The organism is Ruegeria sp. AB8 (assembly GCF_056542605.1).
On the sequence record NZ_JBQGAB010000005.1, the window covers coordinates 117,209 to 129,630 of the forward strand.

12 protein-coding genes and 1 tRNA gene are annotated in these 12,422 nt (G+C 58.7%); 10 read left to right on the forward strand and 3 right to left on the reverse strand.

Annotation, left to right across the window (positions count from 1 at the left end; all coding sequences use genetic code 11):
- The first annotated feature begins 1 nt into the window (after nucleotide 1).
- From ACR0CG_RS07055 to speB, 5 genes are all read left to right on the forward strand, one after another.
- Nucleotides 2-1,087, forward strand: a complete 1,086-nt coding sequence (locus ACR0CG_RS07055; protein WP_480523686.1) for a DUF1513 domain-containing protein — start codon at nucleotides 2-4, stop codon at nucleotides 1,085-1,087.
- A gap of 103 nt (nucleotides 1,088-1,190) precedes the next feature.
- Nucleotides 1,191-3,080 (forward strand): biosynthetic arginine decarboxylase, encoded by a 1,890-nt coding sequence (gene speA, locus ACR0CG_RS07060; protein ID WP_480523688.1) that lies wholly within the window; start codon nucleotides 1,191-1,193, stop codon nucleotides 3,078-3,080.
- Nucleotides 3,081-3,104: 24 nt separating this feature from the next.
- Entirely contained in the window at nucleotides 3,105-4,316 is a 1,212-nt protein-coding gene (locus tag ACR0CG_RS07065) for a saccharopine dehydrogenase family protein (protein WP_480523690.1), read from the forward strand.
- An 81-nt stretch (nucleotides 4,317-4,397) separates the two neighbouring features.
- Nucleotides 4,398-5,567, forward strand: coding sequence for a carboxynorspermidine decarboxylase (gene nspC, locus ACR0CG_RS07070; RefSeq protein ID WP_480523692.1), 1,170 nt, complete (start codon nucleotides 4,398-4,400; stop codon nucleotides 5,565-5,567).
- Nucleotides 5,564-6,406 (forward strand): agmatinase, encoded by an 843-nt coding sequence (speB, locus tag ACR0CG_RS07075; protein WP_480523694.1) that lies wholly within the window; start codon nucleotides 5,564-5,566, stop codon nucleotides 6,404-6,406. The genes nspC and speB overlap by 4 nt, the downstream gene beginning before the upstream one ends.
- A gap of 40 nt (nucleotides 6,407-6,446) precedes the next feature.
- Here speB and ACR0CG_RS07080 read toward each other — a convergent pair whose 3' ends face one another.
- Nucleotides 6,447-7,049, reverse strand: a complete 603-nt coding sequence (locus ACR0CG_RS07080) for an HD domain-containing protein (RefSeq protein WP_170806902.1) — start codon at nucleotides 7,047-7,049, stop codon at nucleotides 6,447-6,449.
- Nucleotides 7,050-7,148: 99 nt separating this feature from the next.
- On the opposite strand from ACR0CG_RS07080, the gene ACR0CG_RS07085 reads away from it, so the two are divergent.
- On the forward strand, nucleotides 7,149-7,982 hold the full coding sequence (locus tag ACR0CG_RS07085; protein WP_480523696.1) for a LysR family transcriptional regulator: 834 nt from the start codon (nucleotides 7,149-7,151) through the stop codon (nucleotides 7,980-7,982).
- A gap of 2 nt (nucleotides 7,983-7,984) precedes the next feature.
- Here ACR0CG_RS07085 and lptF read toward each other — a convergent pair whose 3' ends face one another.
- Both lptF and ACR0CG_RS07095 read right to left on the reverse strand, forming a co-directional pair.
- Nucleotides 7,985-9,127, reverse strand: a complete 1,143-nt coding sequence (gene lptF, locus ACR0CG_RS07090) for an LPS export ABC transporter permease LptF (protein WP_480523697.1) — start codon at nucleotides 9,125-9,127, stop codon at nucleotides 7,985-7,987.
- A gap of 141 nt (nucleotides 9,128-9,268) precedes the next feature.
- A tRNA-Trp gene (locus ACR0CG_RS07095) sits at nucleotides 9,269-9,344 on the reverse strand.
- A 143-nt stretch (nucleotides 9,345-9,487) separates the two neighbouring features.
- On the opposite strand from ACR0CG_RS07095, the gene ACR0CG_RS07100 reads away from it, so the two are divergent.
- From ACR0CG_RS07100 to ACR0CG_RS07115, 4 genes are all read left to right on the forward strand, one after another.
- Nucleotides 9,488-10,186 carry a lysophospholipid acyltransferase family protein gene (locus tag ACR0CG_RS07100; protein WP_480523699.1) on the forward strand — a complete coding sequence of 233 codons (699 nt, stop codon included), beginning with the start codon at nucleotides 9,488-9,490 and terminating at the stop codon, nucleotides 10,184-10,186.
- A 174-nt stretch (nucleotides 10,187-10,360) separates the two neighbouring features.
- On the forward strand, nucleotides 10,361-11,620 hold the full coding sequence (locus tag ACR0CG_RS07105) for a hypothetical protein (RefSeq protein ID WP_480523701.1): 1,260 nt from the start codon (nucleotides 10,361-10,363) through the stop codon (nucleotides 11,618-11,620).
- Nucleotides 11,617-11,877, forward strand: coding sequence for a hypothetical protein (locus ACR0CG_RS07110; protein WP_480523703.1), 261 nt, complete (start codon nucleotides 11,617-11,619; stop codon nucleotides 11,875-11,877). The genes ACR0CG_RS07105 and ACR0CG_RS07110 overlap by 4 nt, the downstream gene beginning before the upstream one ends.
- Nucleotides 11,878-12,414 (forward strand): hypothetical protein, encoded by a 537-nt coding sequence (locus ACR0CG_RS07115; protein WP_480523705.1) that lies wholly within the window; start codon nucleotides 11,878-11,880, stop codon nucleotides 12,412-12,414.
- Nucleotides 12,415-12,422: the final 8 nt, after the last annotated feature.

Consider the following 12,422-nt stretch of genomic DNA (forward strand, 5'->3'; position numbering starts at 1 on the left):
CATGACCACCCGCCGCCGCTTTCTGGCCGGTCTGACCGCCGCCGGTCTTGCCCCGATGAAAGGGTGGGCGTCGGTGGGCGGGCCTGACTATCTGGCTGCAGCGTTATTCCCGGATGATACGTACCGCCTGGCCGGGTTGGATGTGAACGGAACCATCCTGTTTTCCCTGCCATTGCCCGCCCGGGGCCACGCCGCCGCCGCGCATCCACACTTGCCGCAGGCGGTGGCCTTTGCCCGCCGTCCCGGTACCTTTGCCGCGGTGATTGATTGCGCCACTGGGGCGCAAATCGCTGAGTTGCAGGCCCCAAAAGGGCGCCATTTCTATGGCCACGGCACCTATTCGCGAGATGGAACAAGGCTGTACACGACCGAAAACAACTATGACGCTGGCGCGGGCATCATCGGCATCTGGAACGGCCAAGATTACACCCGGATCGGAGAGATTTCCTCGGGCGGTATCGGCCCGCACGACTTGCGCCTGATGCCGGATGGCGTTTCTTTGGTCGTCGCCAATGGCGGGATCGAGACCCATCCCGACACGGGCCGCACCAAGCTGAACCTGCCGGTGATGCAACCCAACCTGACCTATCTTGACCTGTCCGGCGACATTCTGGAGACGGTGGAACTGCCGCGCGCGATGCACAAGAGCTCGACCCGTCATCTGGCGGTGCGCCGGGATGGACTTGTTGCCTTTGCCATGCAATGGCAGGGCGACGCGACCGCTCACCCGCCGTTATTGGGCCTGCATCACCGTGGTCAGGCGCCCAGGCTTTTGGCGGCACCCGACACCGATCAAGCCACGCTTCAAGGCTACGCAGGAAGTATCGCGTTTTCTGCCAATGGCGAAACCGTCGCGATCACCTGCCCGCGCGGCAACGCGTTGCATCAGTTCAATGTCGCAGACGGGCGACTGGCCAGCATCCACCAGCTTGACGATGTATGCGGGTTAAGCGCAGGGCCCAAGGGGTATGTCTTTACCACCGGCACCGGAGTGATCGGCAGCCTGAGCGGCATCAGCGCCAACAATTTGGCCCAACTGGACTGCCAATGGGACAACCACCTGATCCATGTCCGGGCGTTTGGCTGAACCTCGGCATTTTCCATCGCATAGATTACACTTGGACGAATCAAACTGCTGCCGTATTGGCGGGCGCAAAACCGGCACTCCAGACGTACAAGGACTGACTTGATTGAAACATACGCCCAACGCACCGCATTCCATCTACGGGGTTGAGAAATGGGGCAAAGGCCTCATCGAGGTGACGAAGCAGGGCGAGATCGGTCTGCGCAATCCCATGGCACCAGAGGCTGCGGCAATCAGCCTGCCCGGCATCCTGAGCGACCTTGAGGAACGCGGCATCAGGGCCCCGATGCTTTTGCGTATCAGTTCCTACCTGGAAAACGAGATCGCTCATATCAATGAAAGCTTCCGTGATGCGATTGCCCGTACCGGGTACAAGGGGCACTATCGCGGTGTTTTCCCGATCAAGGTGAACCAACAGGCGCAGGTCGTGGACCGGATCGTCGAGTTCGGGAAGAAGTACAATTACGGCCTGGAAGCCGGATCGAAACCCGAACTGGTGATCGCGCTTGCCCATCGTCTGGCCAGCGAAGCGCTAATCGTGTGCAACGGCGTCAAGGATGCCGAGTTCATCCAACTGGCAATCCTCAGCCGCAAGATCGGCTTTAACACCGTCATCGTGCTGGAAAGCCCGAAAGAGGCTGACACGGTGATCGAGGTATATAACGAACTGGGCATCGAGCCCCTGATCGGTGTCCGGGTCAAATTGACCAACCAGATCAGCGGCAAATGGGAAGAAAGCTCGGGCGACCGGTCCGCCTTTGGCATGAACACCGATCAGCTGGTCGCTACTGTCGACAAGCTGAAAGCGGCCGGTCTGCTGCATTGCCTGAAGCTGCAGCACTCGCATCTCGGATCTCAGGTGCAGGACGTCAACGACGTGCGCCGCGCCGTGGGCGAGGCCTGCCGCTATTACACCGAGCTGACGCGCGAAGGCGTGCCGCTGACCCATCTGGACCTCGGCGGCGGCATGGGTGTGGACTATACCGGCGAAAAGAAAGCCGCCGAGAACTCGATCAACTACACGGTCGAGGAATACTGCGCCAATGTCGTCGAAACCGTGGCCTACGCGATGGATGAGGCCGAAGTGGCCCACCCGACTCTGGTCACCGAAAGCGGTCGCGCTGTGGTGGCAACCTCGTCGATGCTGCTGTTCAACGTGCTGGAAAGCACGCTCTACGATGCGCCCAACGGACCCGAGGTGGAACCCGATGACCACCATATGGTTTCGGACCTGGCCGCTGTGTCCAGTTACCTCAGCATCGACCGGTTGCAGGAATGCTGGAACGACGCCACCTTCTATCGCAATGAACTGCGTGCCCTGTTCCGCCGCGGTTATGTCGACCTGCGCCAGATGGCCCGGGCCGAGCGCATCTACCTGTCGCTGATGACCCGCCTCAAGGCGCTTGCGGCCAGCGACGATCTGGAAACCGATGTGGACGACCAGCTTGAAAAAGTGGCCGATATCTACCACTGCAACTTCTCGCTGTTCCAATCCCTGCCCGATGTCTGGGCCATCGACCAGTTGCACCCGATCGTGCCGCTGCAGGGACTGAACGAAACACCCGACCGCCGCGCGGTCCTGTCCGACATCACCTGCGACAGCGACGGCAAAATCGACCGCTTCATCCTGGCCGATGGTGTCTCTCCCAGCCTGCCGGTGCATTCGCTGCCTGAAGACGGCGAATACTACATGGGCGTCTTCTTCGTCGGCGCCTATCAGGAAACGCTGGGCGATCTGCACAACCTGTTTGGTGATACCAACGTCGTCACCATCGACCTGCGCGCTGACGGCGGCTTCGACCTGCTGCACGAGCAGGAAGGCGACACCATCTCCGAAGTTCTGTCCTATGTCGAGTTTGACCCCGGCGATTGCGTCGCTGCCTTCCGCAAAATGGTGGACGAGGCGATCTCGACCGGTACTCTGAAAGCCAAGGACCGCAAAACCCTAATGAGCGCCTACCGCGACTCGATCAACGGCTACACCTATTACGAATAACCCCCTGTGAGAGGAGAAAACCCCATGGGCAAAACACTGGTTGTCGGCGCAGGCGGCGTATCCCACGCCGCCGTGCACAAGATGGCAATGAATTCGGACATCTTCACCGAGATCACTCTGGCCAGCCGCACGAAATCGAAATGCGACGCCATCGCCAAATCGGTGAAAGAGCTTGTGGGCGTTGATATCGCCACCGCAGAACTGGACGCCTACAAGGTCGAAGACACGGTCAAGCTGATCAAGGAGACCGGCGCGGAAATCCTCGTGAACCTCGCCCTGCCCTATCAGGATCTGGTTCTTATGGATGCATGTCTTGAGGCCGGTATCCATTACCTCGACACCGCGAACTACGAGCCCGAGGATGAGGCCAAGTTCGAATATCACTGGCAGTGGGCTTATCAGGAGCGGTTCAAAGAGGCTGGCCTGACCGCCATCCTCGGCTCGGGTTTCGATCCGGGTGTGACCAGTGTGTTCGCCAAATGGCTCAAGAAACACAAGCTGGACACCATTCGTCAGATCGACGTTCTGGACGCCAATGGCGGCTCGAACGATCAGGAATTCGCCACCAACTTCAACCCGGAGATTAACCTGCGCGAAGTGCTGGCCGAGGTCCGCCACTGGGAAGGCGGCGAATGGAAACACTCGCCGGCAATGACACACAAGGTCGAGTTCGATTTCCCCGCCATCGGCCCCAAAAACATGTACCTGATGTATCACGAGGAACTGGAATCGCTCTCGACCCACTTCCCCGAGATCGAGCGTGCCCGCTTCTGGATGACCTTCGGTGACGCCTATATCACCCACGCCAAAGTGCTGGAAAACGTCGGCATGACCCGCATCGACCCGGTGATGCACGACGGCAAGGAAATCATCCCGATCCAGTTCCTGAAAACCCTGCTGCCCGATCCTGGCGATCTGGGCGCGGAAACCAAGGGCAAAGCCTGCATCGGCGACATCGCCACGGGTCAGGCCAAGGATGGCTCGGGCGAGAAGACTTATTACATCTACAACATCTGCGACCACGAGGAATGCTATGCCGAGGTCGGCAGCCAGGCGGTCAGCTATACCACCGGCGTCCCCGCGATGATCGGCGCGGCACAGGTGCTGAAGGGCAACTGGACTCAACCCGGCGTGTGGAACATGGAACAGCTCGACCCCGATGATTTCATGGACATGCTGAACGACCACGGCCTGCCGTGGCAGGTTCACGAACTCGACGGTCCCGTCGAATTCTGATCTGGTCTTCACCTTTTCCCAAATACTCCGGGGGTCCGGGGGCAGCGCCCCCGGCCTCTCCACACCAAGGAGACGCCGGTTATGTCCGACATGATGACCACACAAGCCGGGGATGCCGGAGCCTTCCGCAACTTCGATCTCAGCCGCGTTCCCACGCCGTGCTTTGTGGTCGACGAAAAAGCCGTCGAACGGAACCTGAGCATCCTCGCCGATATCGGCACCCGCTCGGGCGCACATGTGCTGAGTGCTCTGAAAGCCTTCTCGATGTTCTCGCTTGCCCCCCTGGTACGCAAACATCTCAGTGGCACCTGCGCCAGCGGCATCTTTGAGGCTCGGCTGGGCCGCGAGGAATATGGCGGTGAGGTCGCAACTTTCTGTGCCGGATACAAGGACGCCGATATCGACGAAATCCTGTCCCTGTCCGACCACATCATCTTCAACTCTCCGGCGCAAAAAGACCGCTTCCTCGACAAAGCCCAGGCCGCCGGCGTTCAGGTCGGTCTTCGCATCAACCCGGAACACTCCGAAGGTGAAATTCCGAAGTACGATCCCTGCGCCCCCTGTTCTCGGCTGGGAACGCCCGTCAGCCAGCTCACCAAGGAAATCCTGACCGGGGTTGATGGCCTGCACATGCACACGCTCTGCGAACAGGGATTCGAGCCGCTGCAGCGCACGTGGGACGCCGTCGAACCGAAACTCACGCCGTTCATGGGGCAACTCAAATGGCTGAACTTCGGCGGCGGCCACCACATCACCCGCGACGACTATGACCGCGACGGGCTGGCGACCTTCATCAAGACCATCCGCAAAACCTACGGCATCGATGTCTATCTGGAACCCGGTGAGGCGGTCGCCTTGGACGCCGGTATTTTGGTCGGGGAAATCCTCGACCTGCCCACCAATGGCATGAACCTTGCGATCACTGACATCTCGGCCACCTGCCACATGCCCGACGTGATCGAAGCCCCCTATCGTCCGGCTTTGATGGATGAAGCCGAGGCTGGCCACACCTACCGTCTGGGCGGCCCGTCCTGTCTGGCGGGTGACGTGATCGGCGACTACACATGGGACAAGCCGCTGGAGATCGGGCAGCGCTTCGCCTTCCTGGACCAAGCCCATTACTCGATGGTCAAGACAAACACATTCAATGGCGTGCCGCTGCCTACCATCGCGCTTTGGAACAGCCAAACGGACGAACTGAAAATCATCAAAAAGTTCGGCTATGAAGACTTTAAGGACAGACTCTCATGAGCATTTTCCTCGACAGTGAACTGACCGCTTCCGAGCGCACCGAGGACGCGCGGTTCCACGTGATCCCGGTGCCGCTGGAGCGCACGGTGTCCTATGGCTCGGGCACGGCCAAAGGGCCCGAAGCAATTGTCGAGGCCTCAAATGAGCTGGAGCGGATCGTGGGCGGTGCTGAACCCTGCCTGCAGGGCATCTTCACCGAACCGCCATTGGATTGCGATGCCTCGCTGCCGGAAATCATGGAACGCCTGGCCCAACGTACCGAAGCCGCAGTGCGCGCGGGTAAGGTGCCGGTGACGCTGGGTGGCGAGCATTCGCTCAGCTACGGTGCAGTCATGGGCGTCGCCCGTGCGCTGGGGCAGCCGGTTGGCATCGTGCAAGTCGACGCGCATGCCGACCTGCGCAACGCCTATCAGGGCGAAAAACACTCCCACGCCTCGGTCATGCATCTTCTGGCCGAGGAAGGCATCCGACTGGCCCAGTTCGGCGTTCGTGCGTTTTGTAAGGAAGAGGCGCAGAGCCGTGTACAAAACAACGTTTTTCACGTCGATGCCGAAGAACTGGTGACCGACAACATCCACGCCATTGACCTGCCCGAAGACTTCCCGGAACTGGTTTATGTCAGCTTTGATGTGGATGGATTGGACCCGGCGATCATGCCGGCCACCGGCACCCCTGTACCCGGTGGGCTGGCCTATTACCAGGCGCTGCATCTGGTGGAACACGCGTTGAAGGGGCGAAAATGCGTCGGCCTTGATGTGGTCGAACTGGCCCCCGATGGCGATGCCGCATGGGATTTTACCGCCGCGCAGATCGTCTATCGTCTGATGGCAAGCTGCTGATCGGTTCAGGCGGGCCACTCAGGCCCGCCTGTCATTTTTCTTAATCAGTCTTGCCGTCGTCCGCCGTCTCGTTCAATTCCATGTGGCCTTCTCCCTTGTTCAGAACCCGGCGCAGCATGGGCTCAAAAAACTCCAGCGGTTTGGTCGGGTAGTCGGGGTCGAAGGCGCACTGGTCGTATTCGTGGCAGAAATACCGGCAGTCTTCCCAGTACGGGCTGTCACGATACTTGTCGCGGGCGTTGCGGTCGCCACCCAGGAAGTGATTGTAATAATACCCCTGAAACACGCAGTGATGCTTGAGAATCCAGTAGGTTTTTTCGCTGACATAGGGCTTCATCATCGCCGCTGACAGCTCACCATGGTTGTAGGGGGACAGGATATCGCCTGTATCATGCACCAATGCAGCGATGACGATCTCTTCGTCGGCCCCGTCGTTATAGGCACGGGTCGCGGCCTGCAGGCTGTGTTGATAACGGTTTACAGGATAGGGCGTCCACTCTTCATCGAGCGAACGGATTGCATCCAGAATGCGATCCGGCAGAGCCGCGTTATAGGCGTCTTCGTAGTCCATTACCGCCAGAAAATCTTCCTTGGTGGCGTTTTCGAAACTGGTCCAGGTGGGTTTGTGGCTTTTGTCCAGCATGGCGCGTCCTTTGGCTGAAGTTGCGCATCATGATAGTGCAATCCCTGTGGCCAAAAAAATGAATTGATTTTATCGGTTCGATCAAAAAATACTTTCGGCATGCAGATCAAAGCGCTCGAAACATTTCTGTGCGTTGCCGAGGTCGGAGGCTTTCACGCCGCGGCCCGCAAGCTGAACGTGACCCAGACTGCCGTCAGTGCGCGTATCCGCGCGATTGAAGATGAAACGGGAAAGCAACTGTTCAATCGGGGCGCGGGTGGCACCACACTGACTGATTTCGGGCGGCAATTCCGCCCTTACGCTGAACAGATGCTGTCGCTTTGGTCCTTTGCTTCACACGACCTGCCGTCTCAATCCCAGAACCGCATCGCCTTGCGGCTTGGCGCACAGCTGAGCATCTGGGATCCGTTGCTGGTTGATCTGGCCGTGCGGTTCGAACGGCAGTCCGGAAAACTGTTGCTGACGCTGAACTATGACCACGATCTGAACATGGTCGACGCTGTCGCGACGCATGTTCTGGATGCCGCCCTGACCCATGAAAAACCGGCCGATCCGCGCGTGGTGTTTCACGACTTGGGCACCGAGCGCCTGATACTTGTCCGAACCCGGGGCACGGCCGACACCGGCCAGGATCTGGTATTTGTCAATTTGGAATTAGGTGAAGTCTATCAGGACCACGTGAGATCCGTGGCCCGACAGGCGCCGGGGCAGACGATTTTTCTTGGCAATTGCATGATGGCGCTGCGCTATGTGTTGCGCCGAGGCGGAACCGGGTATTTCCCGCGCTACGTCATCGAAGACCACCTGCGATCGCAGGAACTGATCCCGATCGAGGGGGCACGTGACCTGTTACTGCCGCTCTATCTGGTGACCCGCCGTGATGGCGCGGGCATCGACGATATCCTGAGCTGCCTTGCCGATCTTCGCGGCTGAACTCAGGTACCTGCCTGCGGCATTGCCTGGTTTTCGGTTCGCCGCATCACGACAATCGGCCGGCCCGCAACAAACAGGAACATGCAGGAAATCAGGATGCCCCCGAAGGCCGGCAGATACAGCATCGGCCACAGGGCAGGATCGGCGATGACAATGGGAGAGATAAATCCGCGAACACCCTCCAGCAGAATAAGGATAGTGAAAGCCCCGAATATCTGTGGCCAAAGGCCAAACCGCGAGAAACTGCCCAGCATCAGGGTGGAATACCCCGCCATCGCGACAGCAATACAGATCGCGATCCAGGAGAACCGCTGGTGTAACTCCTCGATCATCTCACCCTGACTGAATCCTTCCGCTTCCGAGATTGCATCCCGGTCATTGAGCAACTCGATTGTCGGAACCGCTTCGAGGCTGCGGTCGTTCATGCCGCGCGAACTGGTCAACCCGGATATGTCGTAAGACGCGTCCTGAAACAGGGTCGAAGACAACGTCCGGCCTTCACGGTCCAGGCGCAGCGCGATCCCGTCCAGCATCACAAGATGCAGACCCGCATCATTGTTGACCAGATACGCCGTCTTGCTGGAATAGCTGGCCGAGTTCAGTTTGTCGCGACGATCGGAAACAAACACTTCGTGCAAAGTACCGTCCAGATCAATGCTGCCGATATAGACCGTCACCGAAGCGGCCGGGTGCAGAAATTCACCCTCGTTCAACAGTTGCGCGGTGACGTCCCCGGCGACTTCGGCCTGCCGCTGCTCAAGCTGATCGACGGATGCGGGGCGCAGGAATATGCTTATGACCGCCATCATCAGCCCAGCAATGACACCAAAAACCAATACTCCGCGCGCCAGCCTCCACGGGCTTGAACCGGTGGCCAGCATCACCGTCATCTCGCTTTCGCGACTCAGCCGGTTGGTGGCGTAGACTGCGGCGGCGAATACGGCCATTGGCATCACCGTGCGGATCAGCGTCGGCAGTGTCAGGGCCGTAAATTCAAGAAACACCATAGCCGACTGACCACCGCTGATTACCCGGTCAAACAGGCTGACTGATCGGGTAATCCAGAAGACGCCAACCAGAACCAGAGTGAAAAATCCGAACAGCACCAGCAACTGCCGCAGGAAGTAACCATCGAAACGCGACATGTATCCCCATCCCGGTGCGTTCTGTCTGCACGTGACAATAGGCCATTCATTCGCCGGAGGGAACAGCGATTGCCCGTGAAACTGAACCCGCACAAGGAAGGGTATCCCCAACCTGGGCTTCGTCTACAACATGGAAGGAAATGGCAGGGGCAGCAGGGTTCGAACCCGCGACCTACGGTTTTGGAGACCGTCGCTCTACCAACTGAGCTATACCCCTGTGGTGCGACCCAGATATGCCAGCCGCGCGGCGGACTCAAGAGGCTTTTTGCGATTCATCGTCAGATCATCCCGGGGACAAACAAGTTGCACCGGACGCGCAGTTCTTTAAGACAAGGTCTGGTCAGTACAGGGATACAATACGTGAGCCTCCGCAAGAAAATCGCAGACAGCGAAGCCGTTCTCAACTGGGCGGCGCGGCGGATCGCCAGCTACATCCGGATGGTTCATCGCAACACGAGCTGGCAGCGCCTCGGGTTTGAGGAAATGGACAAACTGGTGGAACAGGGTGAGCCGGTGATCGTTGTGATGTGGCACCAGCGGCTGACGCTATCGCCCTATCTCTTTCCATTGGATAAGGGACGGGTTTGTACCATCACGTCGGCCGCGCGCGCCGGCAGCATGGTGGGCCGGGTGCAAAAGCTGTTCGGATTGGACTCGATCGCCATGACCAGCCGGAAACGCCACGTCGCCTTGTCGCGCGAGGTGCTGGGGATGATCAAGCAGGGCATTTCGATTGGCATTGCCGCCGACGGTCCGCGTGGGCCCGAACGGGTGTTGTCGACCGTGCCGCTGGTTTGGGCCCGCACCTCGGGCAAACGGGTGTTTGGCATTACCTTTTCTACCCGCTACGGGCGCGAGGCCGGAACGTGGGACCGCATGCTGCTGCCCCGCCCCTGGCGCAATCAGGGCGTTTTCCTGTGCCGGGAATGGACCGAAACCGTCCCCCGCAAGGCCAGTGAAGAACAGATCGAAACGCTCAGGCAAAGTCTTGAGCACCACATGAACGATATCACGGCAGAAGCGGACCGGATGGTCGGGCGTGAACCCTGGCAGGGTTAACAAGCCAAGCATCAAATCCAGTAAAAACATCCGGACTTTAACTGCTTCAAACAAGGTGCAGTTGATATGTCTTCCTGCAACAGTCATTTCGAACGGCATGTTTCGCCGCCACGCATTCTCGCAGCGGTTGAAACTTTCAATTAACGTCGATGCCGAATCACGAGATACGACGCCATGACCGATTCAAAGCAAAAGCAAGATTTTTCAGAACGAATACAACGCATTCAGCAGAAACACGGCACCCCTCCGCCACCGCAAGTCCAAACAGAAGCTCCACCCAGTGAACCGGCACCGAAAGGTCATAATCTCCGCAACGCGATGATCTGGGCCATATTGGCGGCCATGGCCGGAATTGGCGGGTTCTACGGCCTGATGATGTTCGACGAGTGGAAACTGTCGCAAGCGGCGGCCCCGGACAACCAGCCGGCCCCACAGCCACAACCCAAGCCTGTGCAGGACGTTCGCCAGATCACCGATCAAGGCTGGAGCATTCCCAGCCCGGGTCTGGCAACTGCGGACCGGGAACAATTAACCGTTCTGGATGTGGCGACGGGCTTTGATCCGGCAGGGCAGGACGCCCCGCCCAACGTGCTGATCCCTTTTGCCGTTAACTCCGAATGCACCTTCAAAAGACCGCAGCCGAATGATGTTGTCTATAACGTGCGCATGGAGACCGGCACGCTGCCGACAACGACCCATGTGTTCTCGAACCGGGCCATCGCAAATGCACTGATCGACCATATCAAGGGTTTGCAGGTTTCGGAAAAACACTATCAGACCGGATCCCAGGCGCAGGGACGGATGTTTGCCGTGGACGTGTTTGTCACCGACACGTCGGCACCCGTCTACCTGGTGCTGCAAAGCTTCCGACAGAACGTGATCTGGAACCTGCAACTGGCCAAGGGAGTCTCCTTGTCGCATGTCGCGATGATCGGCGAGAACTCGGGTCTTGTGGCGCCTGAACAGGACGTGCCGTTCGAGGCAATCCGGATCAGCGACTTTGTAACGAACTTTGAATTTGGCGCGAATGATGACCCGGGGCCTTGCATGGTTGCACCATGGCGAAGGCCACAGGCGCATTGGCCCGCGCAGACCAAGGCGGATAACGGAAATGATCTGTACACGAACCAAATTTACAGCTTCAACACCGGCTATCGCGCGTTTGACGCATGGTACCGGCAGCTCATGGGTGTGCCTGCGGACACCAATGTAACAGCCCCCAACAGTGCGGCCCATGTCCTGGTGGGCGACCTGCCGGACCAGCCAATCGAATATCGCAGCATGGCAGGACGTGATGTCTATGTCTCGGAAAACGACTTTACGCTGATCGGAGATGACACGTTTGAGGACACGCGTATCATGCTGCTGACCGCTGCGGTCGGTGGTGACCTTGCGTTGCTTGATCCGGCGCCGCAGGAGGTGTCCCGGCAATGAAACTGATAGGTACGGCCCTGACTCTTTCAATCCTGGCGTTACTTGCGGTGTGGTATCTGCCGACGAAGTACTGGGGCTATCAAATCAGCCACGCGGTATCCCGGGCGCAGTCCGGCGACGACGCGGCGTTTGAAACCGTGGGTGAACTTGCCGAAGGCCAACCACTAGTTGCCTGGCTGCGCAACAACAAGAAGCTGAACGCAGCATTCAACCCCACGGACCTGACCACAGGTCGCTATGTGTCATACAAGCTGTAAATGCCGTTTGAGGCTTTGCTGAAGCCCGGAGAAACCCTGCCAGAGCCGGATTTTCAGGAACTTTATGCCCATGCACGCGCGCCGCAAACTCTTGCGGGATACTGTTTTGAAGTACTGGGCAACCTGGGAACAAAATGTGATGTTTCCAAATCCAACGCCACGCTTTCACGGGATGGAACCGTCAGGATCATCGGAAACCTGCAATATGTCCCGGATTACGAAACCGGCGATCCGTCAGTCGTAAAGAACGGCGAACTCATCTCGGCCCGGGTGCGGCTGATTGGTGGCCGCGATCTTCACAACACTCTGGGCAACCGCGCAGAGGTGTTCGAAAATGCACGCAGAATCTGTACTGAAATCCGCGCCTTGCTGGGAAACTGCATTATCTCTTCGATCAGTTTCGATATCACCCCACGGGACGGCGTTCAAATTCTGACGGCCTCGGCCCGTTTCGACGCCTTCGCCGACAGCACGCAATATCGACGCGACTCTCTGCAAACCGCCGTGGATCAAATAGCCGAAGACTTAGTGAACTGATCGTTGCC